Annotated in this window: 14 protein-coding genes; 13 read left to right on the forward strand and 1 reads right to left on the reverse strand. The window is 68.2% G+C overall.

Annotation, left to right across the window (positions count from 1 at the left end):
* The first annotated feature begins 38 nt into the window (after window positions 1-38).
* Window positions 39-749, forward strand: coding sequence for an alpha/beta hydrolase (locus tag L107_RS02665; RefSeq protein ID WP_159816335.1), 711 nt, complete (start codon window positions 39-41; stop codon window positions 747-749).
* 63 nt (window positions 750-812) lie between these two features.
* On the opposite strand, the gene L107_RS02670 is transcribed toward L107_RS02665, so the two are convergent.
* Window positions 813-3,047: an AAA family ATPase gene (locus L107_RS02670; protein WP_159816336.1), complete on the reverse strand. Its 2,235-nt coding sequence runs from the start codon at window positions 3,045-3,047 to the stop codon at window positions 813-815.
* Window positions 3,048-3,101: 54 nt separating this feature from the next.
* On the opposite strand from L107_RS02670, the gene L107_RS02675 reads away from it, so the two are divergent.
* The 12 genes from L107_RS02675 to gltS all read left to right on the forward strand — a co-directional run bounded on the left by L107_RS02675 (window position 3,102) and on the right by gltS (window position 19,131).
* Window positions 3,102-4,268 (forward strand): efflux RND transporter periplasmic adaptor subunit, encoded by a 1,167-nt coding sequence (locus tag L107_RS02675; protein WP_236550462.1) that lies wholly within the window; start codon window positions 3,102-3,104, stop codon window positions 4,266-4,268.
* Window positions 4,269-4,278: 10 nt separating this feature from the next.
* On the forward strand, window positions 4,279-7,689 hold the full coding sequence (locus tag L107_RS02680) for an efflux RND transporter permease subunit (RefSeq protein WP_159816337.1): 3,411 nt from the start codon (window positions 4,279-4,281) through the stop codon (window positions 7,687-7,689).
* Window positions 7,689-7,973: a hypothetical protein gene (locus L107_RS02685; RefSeq protein WP_106222971.1), complete on the forward strand. Its 285-nt coding sequence runs from the start codon at window positions 7,689-7,691 to the stop codon at window positions 7,971-7,973. The genes L107_RS02680 and L107_RS02685 overlap by 1 nt, the downstream gene beginning before the upstream one ends.
* 76 nt (window positions 7,974-8,049) lie before the next feature.
* Entirely contained in the window at window positions 8,050-9,213 is a 1,164-nt protein-coding gene (locus tag L107_RS02690) for an efflux RND transporter periplasmic adaptor subunit (protein ID WP_236550463.1), read from the forward strand.
* Window positions 9,214-9,219: 6 nt separating this feature from the next.
* Window positions 9,220-12,525: an efflux RND transporter permease subunit gene (locus tag L107_RS02695; RefSeq protein WP_159816339.1), complete on the forward strand. Its 3,306-nt coding sequence runs from the start codon at window positions 9,220-9,222 to the stop codon at window positions 12,523-12,525.
* Between the two features lie 84 nt (window positions 12,526-12,609).
* The gene (locus tag L107_RS02700) at window positions 12,610-13,110 is read left to right on the forward strand and encodes a hypothetical protein (protein WP_159816340.1); all 501 of its coding nucleotides are present in this window, start codon (window positions 12,610-12,612) and stop codon (window positions 13,108-13,110) included.
* Window positions 13,111-13,386: 276 nt separating this feature from the next.
* Window positions 13,387-14,340, forward strand: coding sequence for a LysM domain-containing protein (locus L107_RS02705; RefSeq protein ID WP_236550464.1), 954 nt, complete (start codon window positions 13,387-13,389; stop codon window positions 14,338-14,340).
* 208 nt (window positions 14,341-14,548) lie between these two features.
* Entirely contained in the window at window positions 14,549-15,211 is a 663-nt protein-coding gene (locus L107_RS02710; protein WP_236550465.1) for a 20S proteasome subunit A/B, read from the forward strand.
* A gap of 57 nt (window positions 15,212-15,268) precedes the next feature.
* On the forward strand, window positions 15,269-16,255 hold the full coding sequence (gene glsA, locus L107_RS02715; protein WP_159816343.1) for a glutaminase A: 987 nt from the start codon (window positions 15,269-15,271) through the stop codon (window positions 16,253-16,255).
* A gap of 83 nt (window positions 16,256-16,338) precedes the next feature.
* The gene (locus tag L107_RS02720; protein ID WP_159816344.1) at window positions 16,339-17,349 is read left to right on the forward strand and encodes an AI-2E family transporter; all 1,011 of its coding nucleotides are present in this window, start codon (window positions 16,339-16,341) and stop codon (window positions 17,347-17,349) included.
* A gap of 41 nt (window positions 17,350-17,390) precedes the next feature.
* Window positions 17,391-17,888, forward strand: a complete 498-nt coding sequence (locus L107_RS02725) for a hypothetical protein (protein ID WP_236550466.1) — start codon at window positions 17,391-17,393, stop codon at window positions 17,886-17,888.
* A 25-nt stretch (window positions 17,889-17,913) separates the two neighbouring features.
* Window positions 17,914-19,131 (forward strand): sodium/glutamate symporter, encoded by a 1,218-nt coding sequence (gltS, locus tag L107_RS02730; protein WP_159816345.1) that lies wholly within the window; start codon window positions 17,914-17,916, stop codon window positions 19,129-19,131.
* The last annotated feature ends 29 nt before the right edge of the window (window positions 19,132-19,160 follow it).

The following is a 19,160-nucleotide window of genomic DNA, read 5'->3' on the forward strand; positions in this document are numbered from 1 at the left end:
AAGAAACTGCACACGAGATGTAGGCAGAATCACCTCCAATGCCTAGGTTGATAGCGAAGTCAACATCGCCTCCCGTGTTCAAGAGAATTCTCGCCGGTCTCTTTGTGGGAACGGCCGTCACGGCCTCCGTGCTTCCCGCTTCCGCGGCCGTGGACAACGATCTGCCTGTCCGCTGGAACACCGGTGGTGCCGTGTGGTCCACCCACCAGTCCGCCTTTGACACCTTCCTCGACTCCGGTGACATCACCGACCGCGGTCTGGAAGGCGGTCTGGCCCGCTCCGGCTGGACGTCCGACGAAGTCAAGTCGGGCATGACCAAGACCTACGCCGTCAATCTGGTGGGGGTGTCCCGCTTCCTGTACTCCGATGCGGGCGTGAAGTTCCTGAAGAACGCCACCAACAGCTACTTCCCGTACTACAGCATGAACACCTATGCGGTTCAGGCTCTGCGGTCGGCGATCATCTCCGATGCCAAGGATGGTTCGATCTCCTCGGCCGGCATCATGAAGGCCCTGCCCACCGACTTCCGTCTGGCTGATTTCTGCAACACCTACACCGGTGCGCAGAACATCTGTGCCGAGGGTCGTTGTGCACCCGGTACCGCCCAGTGCACCTCCCTGCTCTCCTGGTACGTCTTCCTGCCCGCCTGCATCCAGGCCAACCAGATGGCCGACCCCGTCGCCATGGTCCGCGAGACCCCCGCTGCTCCCGCTCCGATGATGCAGGAGCCGGTCCGCGGCCTCTGGTGAGCCATCGGGGGAGACGTTCTCCCCCATCCCAACGGACGCCCCGGCCCTGTGCCGGGGCTTTTTTCATGGCTCAGGGCCGCGTCGGGCCACCAGCAGGGTGTGCCCCAGGGGCTGGGGTAGGGCGGCCCCGCGCCGCTGCCGGAACAGGGCTTCCAGGCGCCGCAGGTCAGGGGCCGGCAGCACGACGGCCAGATGCCCGCGGTAACTCGCCTGGCGGCCGAACCAGCGCTCCAGCACGGCGTCTCCCAGGGGAAGGTCGAGCGCCTCCTCCCAGAAGCGGCGCTGCACGCTCCATCCCAGGGCTTCAAGGCTCTCCTGCACCCTCTCGGCCAGCTCCCCCTCCCCCGCCCGCCACTCCTGTTCCCGGGAGGCTGCGGTCTCGAGGGCGTCCCGGGCGTCGCCGGCATCGCTGCCGCCGAGATGGGCGCGCAGGCTGCCCGCCGGCCCCAGCAGGGGTCGGGTGAACAGCAGGCGGAGCCCGGCGCCGGGGGCCGCCAGGGCCGTGAGCAGCTCCAGCCAGGCCCGCCGCTGCTCGGCGGTGCAGCTCCGCCAGGGCTGGCGGGCCGCGATCCATTCGAAGCGCCCCTCCCCCCGGGGCCATGGCTCCAGCAGGGCCTGCAGGGGCTCGGGCGTCTCCGGTGCCGCGGCCAGCAGGCGGGGGCGCCGCAGCTGATCCAGCAGCTGTAGCTGGGCCTGGAGGCGATCGTGCACCGCCGCCGATGGCGTGGCCAGCACCACCTCACCCTCGCTGGTCGCTTCGAGCGGATCCAGGGCCCAGAGCAGGGAGTGGGCCTCCAGCACCAGCACCCGGTCGAGGCGGCCGATGGCGGCGTCCTCCCAGAACCGGCGGCGCAGGCGGTCGAGCCGTTCGCCCTCCGCCCCGGCCTGGCGCTGCAGCCAGCGGTTGAGCAGGGGGTCGTCCGGGCTGCTGCTGAGCAGGTCGCCCCGATCGTCGGCGGCCGTTTCGGCCGCGGCGGCCAGCTGGGCGGCCCGCCGCTGCTGCAGCCGTTGGCGCAGCCCCCCTTCCCAGCCCAGGGCCCCCGGCTGCCAGAACACCTCCCCCTGCAGGGCCCGCGGCAGGTACTGCTGGGCCACCCAGTGGTCGGCATAGGCGTGGGGATAGCGGTAGCCCACCCCGTCGCCGAAGGCCTGGCCATCGCGGTTGGCGTCGCGCAGATGGGCAGGCACCTGCTGGCGCCGGGCCTCGCGCACCGCCTTGACGGCATCGAAGAAGCCGAGGCTGCTGTTGCTCTTCTCGGTGCCGGCCAGGTAGAGGGTGGCGTGGGCCAGGGGGTAGAGCCCCTCCGGCAGCCCCACCCGGTCGAAGGCCGCGGCGCAGGCCTCCACCACCACCATGGCCTGGGGATCGGCCAGGCCGATGTCCTCGCCGGCGGAGATCAGCAGGCGCCGCAGGATGAAACGCGGGTTCTCGCCGGCCTCCACCATCCGCGCCAGCCAGAACAGGGCCGCATCGGGGTCGGAGCCCCGGATCGACTTGATGAAGGCGCTGATGGTGTCGAAGTGGGCATCGCCCTGTTTGTCGTAGAGCACCGCCCGCTGCTGGATCGATTCCTCGGCGATGGCCAGGTCGATGCGGATCACTCCGTCGGCGTCGGCTTCGGTGGTCTCCACCGCCAGTTCGAGGGCGTTGAGCAGGCTGCGGGCATCGCCCCCCGCCACGTCCAGGAGATGGGCGGCCGCCTCCTCGGCCAGTGCGACGCGGCGCTGGCCGTAGCCGTGCTCGGGATCGGCCAGGGCCCGCTCCAGCAGCAGGCGCAGGTCCTCCGGCTCCAGGGGCTGGAGGCGGAACAGGCGGGAGCGGCTGACCAGGGCCTTGTTGACCTCGAAGTAGGGGTTTTCGGTGGTGGCGCCGATCAGGGTGACGGTGCCGTTCTCCACCCAGGGCAGCAGGGCGTCCTGCTGGGCGCTGTTGAAGCGGTGCACCTCATCGATGAACAGGATCGTGCGCAGGCCGTGGTGCTCCAGCCGCTGTCTGGCGGCGTCCACCTCGGTGCGCAGGTCCTTGACGCCGGCCAGCACGGCGTTGAGGCTGCTGAAGTGGGCCCGGGTGCTGCCGGCGATGATCCGCGCCAGCGTCGTCTTTCCGGTGCCGGGGGGGCCGTGCAGGATCAGGTTGCCGACCCGGTCGGCGGCGATGGCGCGACGCAGCAGCCGCCCCGGGCCCAGGATCGCCGCCTGGCCGACGAAGTCGTCGAGGCTGCGCGGCCGCAATCGATCCGCCAGCGGGGCGATCCTGCGCCTGGCCTGCTCGCCCTGATGCCAGAACAGATCACTCACCGCCCCATCATCTCGCCGGGAGAGCCTCCGGAGCGGTACGGTCTGGCGGAAGCCTTGTCCGTCGCTGAACCCGTGATCGGCCATCCGAGCAGGCCGCCTCTTCCCGGGGCACCCACAGGACGCCTGCGACGCTCCGGCACCACCCTTCCGGCGGCCGCCGCCGCCCTGCTGGGCGCCACCCTGCTGGGGGCCTGCCAGGCAGAGGCTCCCCCCGCACGGCCGCCGCTCGCGGTGCGCGCCGAGCCGGCCACCCTGGCCCCCTTCACCGACAACGTCGACACGGTCAGCACCCTCGAGGCCATCGAGGAGGTGCGCCTGGCGGCCCAGGCCGGTGGGCGGATCGAGCGGCTGCTCGTCGGCCAGGGCGACAAGGTGGCCGCCGGCCAGATCCTGCTGGTGCTCGACCAGGCCCAGGCCCGCGCCGATGTGTCCCGCCTGGAGGCGGAGGTCCAGACCAACAAGCTCAACTACGAGCGCTACGAATACCTGGTGCGGCAGGGGGCCGCCAGCGCCTTCCAGCGGGATGAGTTCCGCCAGCGGTACCTCTCCTCACGGCAGGACCTGGTGGCGCGCCGGGCCGATCTGGCCTTCCGCGACCTCAAGGCTCCCATCGCCGGCACCGTCGGCGACGTGCAGGTGAAGCTGGGGGATGTGATCGCCGCCGGCGACCCCTTCACCACGATCATCCGCAACGACCGGCTGATGGCCCGCGTGGATGTGCCGGCGGTGTTCTCCAGTCGCCTGCGGGTGGGACAGGCGGTGATCCTCATGGATCCGGCCACCAACAAGCCGATGGCCCAGGGGGTCGTGGGCTCCCTCGATCCGGGCGTGGTGGCCGGCACCCAGTCCCTGCTGGCCAAGGCCGAATTCGCCAATCCCGGCGGGGTGCTGCGCACCGGCTTGCGCACCCGCACCCGGCTGGTGCTCGACAGCCGCCAGGAGCTGTCGGTTCCTTTCGCGGCCGTCACCCAGATCTCCGGCCAGAGCTTCGTCTACGAGGTGGGCAGCCTGGCCGATCTGGAGCGGCGCCCCGGCCGTGCCGACCTGGCGGTGGCCCGGAAGCTCCCCGCCGGCACCAGCTTCGCCCTGCAGACCCCCGTGCAGCTGGGCCCGCTCCAGAACAACCGTTATCCGGTGCTCAAGGGCCTCCAGCCCGGCACCCGCGTCATCACCACCAACCTGATCAACCTCCGCAACGGCGCGCCCGTCAAGGTGAACTGAGCCCCGCCTGATGTCCCCTTCGAACACGTTCATCCTCAGGCCGGTGCTCACCACGGTGTGCAGCCTGCTGATCGTGATCGCCGGCCTGATCGCGATCCCGCTGCTGCCGATCGAGAGCCTGCCGGACATCGCCCCGCCCACGGTGAGGGTCACCTCCCGGTATGTGGGCGCCGACGCGGTCAGTGTCGAGCAGGGCGTCACCAGCGTGCTCGAGCAGCAGATCAACGGGGTGCAGAACATGGAGTTCATCACCTCCACCAGTGCGGCCGATGGCTCCAGCTCCATCTCCGTCACCTTCGCCAGCGGCAGCGACGGTGACATCAACCAGGTGAACGTCCAGAACCGGGTGTCCCTGGCCCAGCCGAGCCTGCCGGAGGAGGTGCGCCAGTCCGGCATCACGGTGAACAAGGCCTCCAACTCGATCCTGCTCGTCTACAACTTCACCAGCGAGGATCCGAACAACCAGTTCAGCCTCGAGACGATCAGCGGCCTGCTCGATCAGAACCTCACCGATGCGGTCCGCCGCGTGCCCGGTGTCGGGGAACTCACCTATTTCGGCAACCGGCAGCTGGCCTTCCGCCTCTGGCTGGATCCGAATCGCCTGGCGGCCAACAAGCTCTCCGCCGCCGATGTGGTCGCGGCTCTGCGCAGCCAGAACCGGCTGGTGCCCGTGGGCCGCATCGGCGGTGCCCCCTCCCCCGAGGGCCAGCAGTTCACCCTCACCGTGCAGCTGCAGGGGCGGTTGCGCAACACCGAGGAGTTCGGCTCGATGATCCTGCGCTCCACCGCCGACGGCGGCCTGGTGCGTCTGCGGGACGTGGGGCGGGTGACGCTGGGGGGTGAATCCTTCGACATCGAGGCCACCGACCTGCGCGGTGTTCCCTCGGTGGGCATGGCCGTCTACCAGCTCACCGGCAGCAATGCCCTCGATGTCTCCAGTGGTGTGGAGGAGGTGATCAAGGAGTTCGCAGCCACCATGCCGGTCGGCATGACGATCCAGAAGATCTACGACAACACCGAGTTTGTCGAAGCCTCGATCGACGAAGTCACCACCGCCCTGCGGGAGGCGGTGGTGCTGGTGGTGCTGATCCTGTTCCTGTTTCTGCAGAACTGGAAGGCCACCCTGGTGCCGGCCATCGCCATTCCGGTGGCCCTGGTGGGCACCTTCCTGTTCGTGAAGGCCTTCGGCTTCACCCTCAACCAGCTCACCCTGTTCGGCCTGGTGCTGGCCACGGGTCTGGTGGTGGATGACGCCATCACCGTGATCGAGGACACCTCCACCAAGAAAGCCTCCGGTCTCACCGCCCTGGAGAGCGCCAAGTCCACCATGGACGAGCTGTTCGGGGCGGTGATCGCCACCTCCCTGGTGCTGTTCGCGGTGTTCGTGCCGGTGCTGTTCTTCCCCGGGGCCACCGGGACGATCTACAAGCAGTTCGCCGCGACGATCATCTTCTCGATCCTGATCTCCACCTTCAACGCCCTCACCTTCTCGCCGATGCTCTCGGCCCTGCTGCTGGCCCGGGAGGGTGAGCCCCCCAGCCGGCGGACCTATGCGATCTCCGGTGTCTTCATCGGCTTCGTGTACGGGCTGCTGGCCAGCGGCGGCGGCATCCTGGTGGCCCTCGGCGTGCTGGCCCTGGCCGCGGCGATCGGCTATGGCCTGCACCTGCTCACCGGCCTGCCGCTGCGGCTGCCGTTCGCCATCGGCGGTGCCGTCGCGGCCGTGATGCTCGGAAAGCTGAACAGCCCGCTGGAGGTGCTGATCTACACGCTGATCGGCGGCCTGCTCGGCTGGGGCGCCCCGTTCATCTTCCGCCGCTTCAACGTTCTCTATGCCGGCGTCGAACGGCGCTACCACGCCGGGCTGGCCTGGGTGCTGGGCAAGCGCCGGCTGATCATGGTCCTGCTGGCCGGTGGCATCGTGCTCACCGGGTTCGCCTTCACCTCGATCCCGACGGGCTTCGTTCCGGTCGAAGACCAGGGCTACGCCATCGGCATCGTCCAGGCCCCCGACGGCGCCTCCCTGGAGACGACACGCCGCATCAACCAGCGGGTGGCCGAGATCCTGCGCAGCGAGAAGGACATCACCACGGCGGCGGTGTTCAGCGGTGCCAGCCTCGATGGCAACGCCCCCAACCGGGGCCTGTTCTTCTTCGGCACCCGCAACTGGGACGATCGGACCTCCGATGAGCAGTCGGTGGCGGCCATCACCCAGCGGCTGAACCGCAAGCTCTCGGTGATCCAGGAGGCACGGATCATCGTGGTCGAACCCCCCGCCATCCCCGGCTACGGCACCGGCGCGGGTTTCGAGATGCAGATGCTCAACCGCAGTGGCGGTGCCCTCTCCTCGGCCGATTTCTTCGCGGCGGCCACCCAGCTGGTCAGCCAGGCCAACCAGAGCGGTCTGTTCGACAGGGTGTTCACCCAGTTCTCGCCCGAGGCCCCCCAGCTGCAGATCCTCGTCGACCGTGACCGGATGGCGGCCCTCGGCGTCGACTACGGCACGGCGATGCAGACGTTCAGCTTCAACATCGGCTCCTTCTATGTCAATGACACCTTCGATGCCGGCCGGGTCCGCCGCATCTTCGTGCAGGCCGACGAGCGTTACCGCGCCGATCCGGATCAGCTGAAGTCGCTGTATGTGCCCAATGCCAACGGCGACCAGATTCCCCTGTCGGAGTTCATCACGGTCGAGTCGACCACGGGGCCGTCGGTGATTCCCCGCTTCAACCTGTTCCGCTCGATCAAGGTGGAGGGCTCCGCCCTGCCGGGCCGCAGCTCCGGCCAGGCCATCAAGGACATCCAGGACATCTTCGACAACCTCTCCACCACAGGTGTCGGCTACGACTGGACCGGCATTTCGCGGGAGGAGGTGAAGGCCGGAGCCCTGGCGATCGTGATCTTCGCCCTCGGGATCCTCACGGTCTACCTGGTGCTCTCGGCCCAGTACGAGAGCTACAGCGACCCCCTGATCATCCTGATGACCGTGCCGACGGCCATGCTCGGGGCCCTGGCCTTCCTGGCCCTGCGGGGTGAGGTGCTCAACATCTACGCCCAGGTGGGCCTGGTGATGCTGATCGGTCTGGCGGCCAAGAACGGCATCCTCATCGTCGATCTCGCCAACCAGCGCATGCAGGAGGGAGCCTCCGCGCTGGAGGCGGCGCGGGCTTCGGCCCAGTCCCGGTTCCGGCCGATCCTGATGACCGCCATCTCCTCCCTGTTCGGCTTCCTGCCCCTGGTGCTGGCCAGCGGCGCCGGTGCCCGCAGCCAGGCGTCCCTGGGTACGGTGGTGTTCGGGGGCCTGGCCGTGGCCACGGTGCTGTCCCTGTTCGTGGTGCCCGTGTTCTACGTCGTCATGAAGCAGCTCACCGCCGGATCGCCACCCGTCGAGGCCGAAGCCACCCCGGGCCTGGGGTCCTGATGCCGACCCCCTGCCCACCGCTGAGCGGCCGCCGGGTGCTCTGCGCCGGCATGCTCACCGGTCTGGTGGGTCTGGCCATCGCCCAGTTCCTGCGCTCCATCGTGGCCCACACCCCCCTGCGGGTCACGCCCCAGGCCCTGTTCTGGAGCACCGTGGTGCTCGGCGGCTTCGGTGTGGTGGCCGGCATGGCGGTGGAAGCGGTGCGCCAGCTGCAGGAATCCAACCCGGAGCCGGACTACCACCGGCACCACGGCCGGGGCGGCAAGCCCGGCCCCCGCCCCTGAGGGGCCGCATGGCGCTCCGGACCAGTGGGGCGGACGGGCCTTTTCCGGTACCTTGCGGAGGTATGACCCCGGTCCGGTGCGCTGGCAGGCTCTCCCCTCTCTCCTTCCCCTGACGTGGCTGCTGGCCGCCTGCGGTTCCGCCGCCCCTGAGGCCAGGCCGCCCCTGGTGGTCCAGACGGTGACGGTGGGGGAGTTCCGCTTCACGCCGGGCATCGAGACCATCAGCACCATCGAGTCCACCTCCAACGTGGTGATGCGGCCCCAGTCCGACGGGCGGGTGGTGCGGATCCTGGCCCGGGAGGGCCAGCAGGTGAAGGCGGGCCAGCCGATCCTGGTGCTCGACAACGTGCAGGAGTCGGCCACCCTCGATTCCGACCGGGCCGAGGCGATCAAGGATCGCGTCAATGCCGAGCGCTACGTCTTCCTCAACGAGCAGGGGGCCGTCTCGACCAAGGACCGGGATTTCTACATCACCCAGGCGATCCAGAGCCGCGACCAGGCCCGCTCCAGCGCCGCCACCTTGGGCTACAAGTTCGTCACCGCCCCCATCGACGGGCAGATCGGCAACCTCGATTCGGTCAAGCTGGGGGATTACGTGCGCCAGGGCCAGGCGATCACGGGCATCGTCAACAACTCATCCCTCTGGACCCTAATGGATGTGCCGGCCACCCAGTCCAGCCAGGTGAAGATCGGTCAGCCGGTGCAGGTGGAGAGCCAGGGCAATCCTCCGGTGCGGGGGGTGGGCCGGGTGGTGTTCGTCTCCCCCTACTTCGCCAATGCCACCCAGTCCTCGGGCCAGCCGAACACGGTGCTGGTGAAGGCGGAATTTCCCAATCTCACGGGGGTGCTGAAGACCGGCCAGTACGTGCGCAACCGCATCATCACCGGCAGCAGCGACCAGCTGGCGGTGCCGGTGGAGGCGGTGATGATGCAGGCCCAGCAGCCCTTCGTGTACCGGGTGCTGCCCCTCTCCACGGTCCTGCCCCAGATCAAGGCCTCGGACCAGCTGCTGCCGGCCCAGAAGCAGAAGCTGGAGAAGCTGCCCGGCACCACGCCGGTGGTGGTCCAGACGGCGGTGAAGCTGGGCAAGCTGCAGAACAACGCCTACCCGGTGCTCTCCGGCCTCGCCAAGGGGGATGAGGTGGTGGTGAGCAACACGGCCCTGCTGCGCTCCGGCATGCCGGTGCGGCGGGCCCCGGCCCCGGCGGCGGCCCCGGCCGCAGCCCCGGCGGCGAGCTGAACTGCGATGTCGTTCTCCGATAACTTCATCAAGCGGCCGGTTCTGACGACCGTCTGCAGCATCCTGATCGTGCTGGTGGGCCTGATCGCCATCCCCACGCTGTCGATCGAGAATCTTCCCAATATCGCCCCACCCCTGATCCAGGTCACCTCCAACTACGGGGGCGCCAATTCCCTGGTCACCGAGCAGGCGGTGACCAACCCGATCGAGCAGCAGATCAACGGCGTCCCAGGAGCGAATTACATTTCCTCCACCAGCAATATGTCGGGGACGAGCACGATTCAGGTCTTCTTCAACGAAGGGACGGATATCAACATCGACCAGGTGAACGTGCAGAACCGCGTCTCCCTGGCGATGCCCCAGTTGCCCCAGCAGGTGCAGGCCACCGGGGTTTCGGTGATGCAGAGCACCCCGTCGATCCTGCTGGCCTATCAGGTGACATCGACGGAAGGCCAGTTCGATGCCTCCTACCTCAACGGCCTGATCTATCAGAATCTCTACTTCCAGCTGGAGCGGGTGCCGGGGGTGGCCACCGTCAACCTGCTGGGGGGCAGCAATCCGGCCTTCTGGCTGTTCGTCGATGCCAACAAGCTCTCCGCCAACAACCTCACCGCCGATCAGGTGGTCAACGCGGTGGCCAGCCAGAACAGCGTCGCCATCGGTGGCCTGGTGGGCGGTCCGCCGGCCGCGGGCAACCAGAAGTTCGCCTACCCGATCCTGGTGGAGAACAACGGCAATCTGGTGTCCGTCGAGGAGCTCAACAATCTGATCGTCGGCCGCACCTCCACCGGCAACCTGCTGCGTCTCAAGGATGTCGGCGAAGCCACCTACGGCACCAACACCTTCGCCCAGCAGGCGGTGAGCATCGAAGGCCACCCCTCGATCACGGTCGCCGTCTTCCAGACCCCCGAGAGCAACGCCCTTGATGTCTCGAATCAGGTGGTGCAGGTGATGAACCAGTTCACCCAGAGCGTCCCCCCCGGCGTCAAGGTGTTCGAGATCTATAACATCGGCCAGTTCATCGAGTCGGCCGTGGAGGGGGTGGTGGATGCCCTCGGCCTGGCCATCGTGCTGGTGCTGCTGATCCTGTTCCTGTTCCTGCAGGACTGGCGGGCCACGGTGGTGCCCAGTCTGGCGATTCCCATCTCCCTGATCGGCACCTTCGCCTTCGTGAAGATCTTCGGTTTCTCGATCAACCAGCTCACCTTGCTGGGCCTGGTGCTGGCCACCGGCCTGGTGGTGGATGACGCCATCGTGGTGATCGAGGCGGTGGAGAAGAACCTGGAGAAGGGGATGCGTCCCCGCCAGGCGGCCATGGAATGCATGGGGGAGCTGTTCGGCGCCCTGGTGGCCACCGCCCTTGTGCTGATGGCGGTGTTCGTGCCGGTGGCCTTCTACCCCGGCGGCATCGGCATCATCTACCGCCAGTTCGCCCTCACCATCGCCTTCTCGATCGCCATCTCCGCCTTCAACGCCCTCACCTTCTCCCCGATGCTCTCGGCCCTGCTGCTGCGGAGCCAGAAATCAGCGCCGCCAGGACGCGTGGTGGGCATCATCGGCGGGGTGGTGGTGGGTCTGGCCTTCGGACGCTTCAGTGCCGCCTCCTTCGGCAGCATCACCTATGGGATCGGTGTGGTCGGCGGTGTGCTGGCCGGCGCCAATCTGGTCTGGATCTTCACCCGCTTCAACGCCTTCTTCACGCGCCTGGAGCGCGGCTATGCCTCTCTGGTGGGGGCCCTGATCGCCCGGCGCCGCTGGATCCTGGTGGGTCTGGGCGGTGGCATCGCCCTCACCCTGTTCGCCTTCACCGCCCTGCCCTCCGCCTTCATCCCCGAGGAGGACCAGGGCTACGGCATGGGCATCTTCCAGCTCCAGAACGGCGCCTCCCTCAGCCAGACCCAGGGCACCGCCCTGGAGGTGGCCAAGGTGCTGAATGCCGAGGAAGAGATCATCGCCGGTTCGGTGGTGAGCGGCTATGGCTTCAACGGCGCCAGCCCGGATCAGGGGGTTTTCTTCTTCGGCCTCAAGCCGCTCGAGGAGCGCAGCCGGGCCGACCAGAAGGCCCCGGCGATCGTCAACCGGCTCAACGCCAAGCTCAGCCAGATCAGCTCCGGCATGGCGGTGGCGGCCCAGCCGCCGGCCATCCCGGGGTTCTCCGCCCAGGGGGGCTTCTACTTCCAGTTCAACGACCTCAGCAACGGGGCCTTCACCTTCAACCAGCTCGATGACCAGGCCAAGCAGCTGATCCAGGCCGGCACGGCCAGCGGCGGCTTCTCCACCCTCTACACCCAGTTCATCCCCAGCGCCCCGGCGTTCGGCCTCAAGATCGACCGCTCGATCCTCGGGGCCCTCAACGTCGATTTCCAGCAGGCGATGCAGACCATCGCCGTGCTGGCCGGCAGCAACTACTCGGGGCTCACCTACGAGAGCGGCCAGGTCAGGAACATCTACGTGCAGGCGGCGGCCGAGAACCGCAAATCCCTGGAGGATGTCCTCAGTTTCTACGTGCGCAGCAACGACGACAAGCTGGTTCAGGTGTCGGAGTTCGCCACCGCCGAACTCACCAGCGCGCCGCCGGTGATCAGCCACTTCAACCTCTACCGCACCATCCTGATCCAGGGGGCCGAGGCGGTCGGCAAGAGTTCCGGGCAGGCCCTGACCCTGATCCAGGATCTGTTCCGTGCCCAGGACTTCAACAACATCGGCTATGCCTTCACCGGCCTGGCGGCCCTGCAGCTGTCGGCGGGCAACGCCAGCGTGCTGGTGTTCGGCCTCGGGATCCTGGTGGTCTACCTGGTGCTCTCGGCCCAGTACGAGAGCTACGTGACGCCGGTGATCATCCTGATGACCGTGCCCCTGGCCATGCTCGGTGCCCTGGTGTTCCTGGCCCTGCGCTCGATCGACCTCAACATCTATGCCCAGGTGGGTCTGGTGACCCTGATCGGGCTGGCGGCCAAGAACGGCATCCTGATCGTCGAGGTGGCCGAACAGCACATGAAGGAGGGCATGACCGCCGCCGAAGCCGCCATCGCCTCGGCGGAGTCCCGGCTGCGGCCGATCCTGATGACGGCCATCGCCGCCCTGGCCGGCTTCCTGCCCCTGGTGGTGGCCACCACGGCAGGCGCCAACAGCCAGCAGTCCCTGGGGACGGTGATCTTCGGCGGCCTGCTGGTGGCCACGGTGCTGTCGCTGGGGGTGGTGCCGCCGTTCTATGTGGTGGTCAAGGCGTTGGAGGCCCGCTGGTTCGGCGAGTCCGACCCTGGGGAGGCCGACCTGGCCGCCGCCGGCGACCAGCCCAGCGGCTCGATGTAACGAAACGTGCAGCGCTCCGCCGGCTCCATTGCGGTGGCCGGGCGAGGCCGTGAGGATCGTTACAGGAGATTGAGGAGCCATCCCATGCTGCCGACGCTTGCCGAACGGCTGCGGGAGCAGCAGGCGAAGACCAGGGGCCGGCGGCCCACCCGCCCGCCCTGGCCCGTGCCGGGCGAGCCCCCCACGGCCCTGCTGTTTCTGCCCAGAGCCGAGCCGGCGAGGGCCGCCGTGCCCGCCGTGCCGGAGGCGACGGCCTTGCCTGTCGCAGCAGCGATGGCCACGCGCGCACCGGAGGTCGAGGCCGGCGAGCCCGCCGTCACGGTGACCGCCACGACGGAGCCTCCGAAAGCGGAGCTTCTGGAAGCGGAACCTTCGAAGCCGGTGCCAACCCCTGCGGCCAGGGAGAGGACCGTGCTGGCCGAACTGGTGCTGCTGCTGGTCTGGGCCGTCCTGGTCGTCATCGACGGAGCCCTGGCCCTGGCCGCCCTCCTCGATGGCGCCGCCCGCCGGCAACGGCGAGCGCCGGTGATCGCCCTGTTGCCGGCGGCCGCTCCCCCCTTTCTGCTGGCGGCGGCGGCACCGTGACGTCCGGGGAGTGCACCGTGGCGTCTCCGCGGCTGAGGCCGGTGGCTTCATCCCCGCCTTCGCTGCTGGGCGTTCCCTGGCGCCGGTCACGGCGGTGCCGAAGCGATGGCACCGATCGGCGGAGGGCCCTTTCGTCGCGGGGTTGTTGTATCCCTGCTTGATGAAATGTTGCGAGGTTGCGTGCAACGGTTCGGATGACGATCGGCAGGCTCCGGCATGGGCCGACTCCGGGCTGGCGTCCGTTTCTGATAGCTTGCAGATTCAGGAAGTGAGGGGATGGTGGGTCGACAGGCATCGGCGACCGGGGCTGCTCTTGCCGCCCTTTTTCTCTCCTTCACCGGTCTCAGCTTCAGCCCCGGAGCCTTCAGCCAGACGGCCCCGCCGGCGCGCACCGTCAAGGTTGTTCAGGGCGACACGCTGGAGGCCATCGCCGCCCGCTATGGGGTGAGGGTGCAGGAGTTGATCCGTCTGAACGGGATCACCAAGCCCGAGGAGCTGCAGATCGGCCAGCAGCTGAAACTGCCCCAGGCCAAGGGCCTCGTGCAGGTGCGTGCCGGAGACACCCTGGCGCTCCTGGCGGCCCGCCATCGGACCACCGTGGCGGATGTTCTCAAGGCCAACCCTGGGCTCAAGCCCGACCAGCTCAAGGTGGGTGCCTGGCTGAAGCTCCCTCCGGCATCCGCTCCCAAGCCCACGGCGAAGCCAGCGGCCGCCGCCAAGCCCACCGCCAAACCAGCGGCCACGGCGAAGCCAGCGGCCACGGCGAAGCCAGCGGCCGCCGCCAAACCGGCCCCCACCGCGAAGCCGGCATCCCCTGCCACGCCCCCGGCCACCACCTCCCCGGCCCCGGCACCGACCACGCCGCCGGCCGTGACACCTCCAGCGCCCACCGCCCCCCCTGCACCGGGGGCGCAGAGGCCGGGCGAGGCGGTCCGCTGGCGCTTCTATGGCAACACCCTCGTTGACTGGGGCGGCTGGAAACTCCATCCCGGCGGGGTGCGGGTCACCCTGGTGCAACCCACCCAGGCGGACGTGGGTCCCACCCGGGCCCAGGCGACGGCGGTGGCAGTGCACTGCAGCAGCCTCCGCCAGGCCTGGCTGGTGAACGGGGCCTGGGAGCCCTGGTCGGTGCCGCTGGGGCGGTCGCTGGGTCAGCAGATCGTTCTCGATCTCTGCGCCAACGTCAGCGACCCCACCGCCCCATCCACGGCACCTCCCGCCGCCCCCTGAGGGCCGGTTCCACCAAGGGGGCTGGCACGCGGTGATCCCGGTCACTTCCGGGCAGTTGATTTCCTGACCGTGGGCTAGCCTCACGAGACGTTTTTTGCGGCCGAACGGAGTGACGTACTGCATCGGCTACTGGCTGGAGAAAGGCCTGGTGATGGTCTCCGACTCCCGCACGAATGCAGGAGTTGATTATATTTCAAGCTACAGCAAGATGTTCGTTTTTCAGCCGGCCTCCGACCGGCTGTTCGTCTTGCTCGCTGCCGGCAATCTGGCCACCACCCAGGCCGTGGTCAACTGGATCCATCGGGATCTCGACTTACCTGCCGAGGACTCCAGCTCGAACGGCAAGACGCTGCGCTCCTGCGATTACCTGTTCGAGGCGGCCGCCTACATCGGCCGGGTGAGTGTGGCGGTGCAGCAGGAGAACGGCCCTGCGCTGCAGAAGGCCGGGGCCAGTGCCGGGGCCTCCTTCCTTCTGGGGGGCCAGATCGCCGGGGAGGCCCATGGGCTGTATCTGGTCTATGCCGAGGGCAACGCCATCAAGGCCACCCGGGAAACGCCGTACCTGCAGATCGGGGAGACGAAGTATGGAAAGCCTCCGCTCGACAACGTGGGCCACACCAACCTCTCCCTCGAGGATGCCGCCCGGCTGTGCCTGATCTCGGAGGTGCTCACCCAGCGCTCCAATCTCACCGTGGGCCCCCCGTTCGAGCTGGCCATCCTTCCCGCCGACGCCCTGGTGGTGACCCACCGCATGACCTTCGACCCCGAGGCGCCTGAGCTGGCCGCGATGGTCGAGACCTGGAGCGATGCCCAGCGGGAAGCGCTGCATCGCCTGCCCAGCTTCCCCTGGGAGCGGACGTCGCCGGACTGATCGCGCGATCCCCCGGCCCCTCCGCGGAACCTCTCACCCTCCACCCCGTCTCCCACCATGTGGTCCGTGTCCGAATGGGTGTCCAACGGTCACCTGCCCACCGCGGAGGTGGTGCAGGAGCTGGTGGCGGAGGCCCATCACCGCTTCGCACCGGTCCGCGACGGCCAGGTGGCCGACTACATCCCGGCGCTGGCCTCGGCGGATCCGGCCCACTTCGGCCTCTGCGTGTCCAGCTGCGGCGGGGCGTTGTTCGAGGCGGGGGAGGCCCGGGTGCCCTTCAGCATCCAGAGCATCTCCAAGCCGTTCCTGTTCGCCCTGATCTGCCAGGCGATCGGCGAGGAGGAGGCCCGCGAGAAGCTCGGCGTCAACAGCACCGGCCTGCCCTTCAATTCCGTGCTGGCGGTGGAGCGCAGCGGCGACGGCCTCTCCAATCCGATGGTGAACGCCGGGGCGATCGCCGCCACCAGCCTGGCGCCGGGCGCCAGCAGTGAGGCGAAGTGGGCCTTCATCCAGGACGGCTTCTCCCGCTTCGCCGGCCGGCGGCTGGAGATCGATGCCGAGGTCTGCGCGTCGGAGCTGGCCACCAATCGCCGCAACGCCGGTCTGGCGACGCTCCTCAGTGACCATGACCGCATCTGGTGGGATCCGGACGAGGCCACCGAGCTGTACACCCGCCAGTGTTCCCTCAGCGTCACCGCCGCCGACCTGGCGGTGATGGCCGCGACCCTGGCCAACGGCGGCCGCCAGCCGGTCACCGGGGAGCAGGTGATCGAGGCCATCCACTGCCAGCACGTGCTGGCGGTGATGGTCACGGCGGGGCTGTACGAGACCTCCGGCGACTGGCTTTACGCCACCGGCCTGCCGGGCAAGAGCGGCGTGGCCGGCGGCATGATCACCGTGGCGCCCGGCAAGGGGGGGCTGGCCACCTATGCGCCGCCCCTCGATGAGGCGGGCAACAGTGTGCGCGGCCAGCTCACGGCCCGTTTCCTCTCCGAGCGGCTGGGCCTCAATCTGTTCGCTTCCCGGCCGGAGACCAGCCACTGACCAGCCACTGACGGCAGGCCGCGCCGATCGCCACCAGAGGCGTGACGCCTAGCATCCAGCCACCAGCGGGGGCCTGCCAGCGGATGTTCCAAACCCCCCAGCTGGTGCGCTACCTGCTCCTGGTGGCCTGCATCGGGGTCACGGTGGTGATCTTCAACTATTTCTCGGGCACGATCGCGGTCTTCACCGTGGCGGCCATCGTCGCGGCGCTGCTCAATGTGCCCGTGGGCTGGCTCAGCCGGGTGCTGCCGCGGGGCTGGGCGATCGCCGCCGTCTGCCTGGTCGCCCTGTTGCTCCTGGTGGGCCTGATCACCGGAATCGGACTGCAGGTGCTCAACCAGGGCCAGGGCCTGCTGCTGGATCTCCAGGGCACCCTCCGGCAGCAGGACCTCACGCCGTTGCAGGCCTATCTGGAGCGCTATGGACTGGAACGGGTGACCAGCCTCCTGCAGCAGGGGCTGGTGACGGGGCTGGGACTGCTCCAGAACGTCTTTTCCGGGGTGTTCACGACGATCTTCGGAGCGGTGATCAGCCTGTACATGCTGATCGATGGAGAGAAGCTCTGGCGGGGGTTTCTGAACCTGATTCCGGAGGTCCATCGCGAACGCTTTGCCTTGATCTTTCGCCAGAGTGTTGTCGGCTTCATCCGCGGCCAGTTGCTGCTGATGGTGTTTCTCATGGTCTCGATCGCTGTTGTGTTCCCTTTTCTTGGGGTGAAATACAGCCTGATTCTGGCGGTGACCATGGGCGTGCTTGATGTCATCCCAGGGATCGGGGCCACCCTGGGCATCATCCTGATCTCCGTGATGGTGCTGGCTTCCCAGGGAGGGGAAATCGCGCTGCGGGCGTTCATTGCGGCCCTGCTCTTCGGCCAGATTCAGGACAACATCGTCCGCCCCAGGGTGATGGGCCGGGCGATGGAGCTCAATCCCGTGATCCTTTTCCTGTCGCTGTTCATCGGGCAGCGGGTCGCTGGCCTGCTGGGGATTTTTCTCTCGATTCCCATCGCCGGGATGGTGGCCCTCTGGATCCAGTCGGAACGCCAGCAGCCGGGGGCCCCGGATCGACTCGCCGGCAGCGACGAACTGGGGTGAAGCGGTCCCGTCCCTGTCGATGCCAGGGGCCGGCTGTCATGATGCGGGGCCTGGCCTGGTCTGAACGCTCCATGACGGCGATTCGCGCGATCACCCCCGTTCTGCTCTCCGCCCTGACCATGGCCGCGACCGGCGTGCCCGCCGCCCAGGCCGGCTGCCGCTTCCTGATGCCGCTCGGCGGTGGCGGCAATCCGGTGGTGTCGAAGCGGATCGGGCCGGACCGGCTCGTGGGCCGCACCAACTGGAACACCGACTTCGTTGTCGATCGCGATTTCCGCAGTTATCGCTTCTTCTTCACATCGGCCTCCACGGAGCGCGCCAGCTTCCCGGTGTCCGGTTTCATGGTCTTCACCGACGGCAGCAGCCTGCAGGTGATCAATGAGACACCCACGTTCGAGCCCGGCACGGGCCGGATGTTCGGGCCCTTCCAGGCCGTTCCGGGCAAGCGTACCCGGTTGATGAACTTCCGGGTGGGTTCCTCCACCACACCGGCGGCCCTCGGGTTCAGCTATCGGATCTCCGTTCAGGGCTGCACCTGAAGCCTTCCCCTGACTCCCGCAACCCATGCAGTTCGAGAGCTTCGCGACGTTCAACATCGCCATCGTGGTGCTGGCGATCGGTCGCTGGCTGAACCGCAAGGTGGCTTTCCTGCGGGAATTCAACATTCCCGAGCCGGTCACCAGTGGCCTGCTCGTCTGTCTGCTGCTGGCCCTGATCCATGCCATCAATGGCACGGAGATCGGCTTCAATCTGCAGACGCGGGATTTCCTGCTGCTCTATTTCTTTGCGGCCATCGGCCTCAATGCCGACATCAAGACCCTGCTCTCCGGGGGCTGGCCCCTGCTGATCCTGGTGGGCACCACCGTGACCTACATGGTGCTGCAGAACCTCACCGGGATCGGCATGGCGGCGCTGCTGGGGCTCAATCCCCTGGTGGGCCTGCTGGGCGGGTCGGTGTCCCTGCTGGGGGGCCATGGCACCGCGATCGCCTGGGCGCCGCGTTTCGCCGAAAGCCACGGCATCAGCAATGCCCTCGAGATCGGCATCGCCTGCGCCACCTTCGGTCTGGTGCTGGCTTCGCTGATGGGCGGGCCCATCGCCCGGATCCTGATCCGCCGCCATCGTCTCAAGACACCGCAGGCCCGGGGCGCAGGCCCTGACACCGCCTCCTCCTCCGTGGAGGGCGACACCCCGGACGGGGCCCGAGAGCCGGTGACCTACTTCAGCCTGCTGGGCACCCTCTTCTGGCTCAACGTGAGCCTGGGCCTGGGGGAGCTGCTGCATGAAGCCCTGCGGGCGGCCGGCAGCAACCTGCCCCTGTTCGTCTGCTGCCTGTTCGCGGCCATCTTCCTCACCAACACCGTGCCGCGCCTGCTGCCGATCCGCTGCCTGGCCGCCCCCCGCTCGCTGGCCATCGTCTCGGAGATCTCCCTGGGCATCTTCCTGACGATGTCGCTGATGAGCCTGCAGCTCTGGACCATCGCCTCCCTCGCGGGCCCGATCCTGGCCATCCTGGCCGCCCAGTTCGTGGTGTCCTTCCTGTTCGCCCTGTTCGTGGTGTTCAAGGTGATGGGACGGGATTACGAGGCCGCCGTCATCTGCGCCGGCTTCGGGGGCATTTCCCTGGGGGCCACCCCCACGGCGATGGCCAACATGTCAGCGGTGGCCCAGACCTACGGTCCCGCCCACCGGGCCTTCATCATCGTGCCGCTGGTGTCGGGCTTCTTCGTGGACATCAGCAACGCCGTGGTGATCCAGCGCTTCCTCAACTGGTTCGGCTGATCCCGCCGCGGCCGCAGTGGACCGGGCTC

The sequence above is a fragment of the Cyanobium sp. Copco_Reservoir_LC18 genome (assembly GCF_009834675.1).
GTDB classification, from domain to species: Bacteria; Cyanobacteriota; Cyanobacteriia; order PCC-6307; family Cyanobiaceae; genus Cyanobium; species Cyanobium minutissimum.

Bases quoted from the DNA above. Each gene is read 5' to 3' on its own strand.
- L107_RS02695 (WP_159816339.1), top strand. From the start codon at position 9,220: ATGTCGTTCTCCGATAACTTCATCAAGCGGCCGGTTCTGACGACCGTC.
- L107_RS02700 (WP_159816340.1), top strand. From the start codon at position 12,610: ATGCTGCCGACGCTTGCCGAACGGCTGCGGGAGCAGCAGGCGAAGACC.
- glsA (WP_159816343.1), top strand. From the start codon at position 15,269: ATGTGGTCCGTGTCCGAATGGGTGTCCAACGGTCACCTGCCCACCGCG.
- L107_RS02685 (WP_106222971.1), top strand. From the start codon at position 7,689: ATGCCGACCCCCTGCCCACCGCTGAGCGGCCGCCGGGTGCTCTGCGCC.
- L107_RS02705 (WP_236550464.1), top strand. From the start codon at position 13,387: ATGGTGGGTCGACAGGCATCGGCGACCGGGGCTGCTCTTGCCGCCCTT.
- L107_RS02710 (WP_236550465.1), top strand. From the start codon at position 14,549: ATGTTCGTTTTTCAGCCGGCCTCCGACCGGCTGTTCGTCTTGCTCGCT.
- L107_RS02725 (WP_236550466.1), top strand. From the start codon at position 17,391: ATGCGGGGCCTGGCCTGGTCTGAACGCTCCATGACGGCGATTCGCGCG.
- L107_RS02720 (WP_159816344.1), top strand. From the start codon at position 16,339: ATGTTCCAAACCCCCCAGCTGGTGCGCTACCTGCTCCTGGTGGCCTGC.
- L107_RS02665 (WP_159816335.1), top strand. From the start codon at position 39: ATGCCTAGGTTGATAGCGAAGTCAACATCGCCTCCCGTGTTCAAGAGA.
- L107_RS02680 (WP_159816337.1), top strand. From the start codon at position 4,279: ATGTCCCCTTCGAACACGTTCATCCTCAGGCCGGTGCTCACCACGGTG.
- gltS (WP_159816345.1), top strand. From the start codon at position 17,914: ATGCAGTTCGAGAGCTTCGCGACGTTCAACATCGCCATCGTGGTGCTG.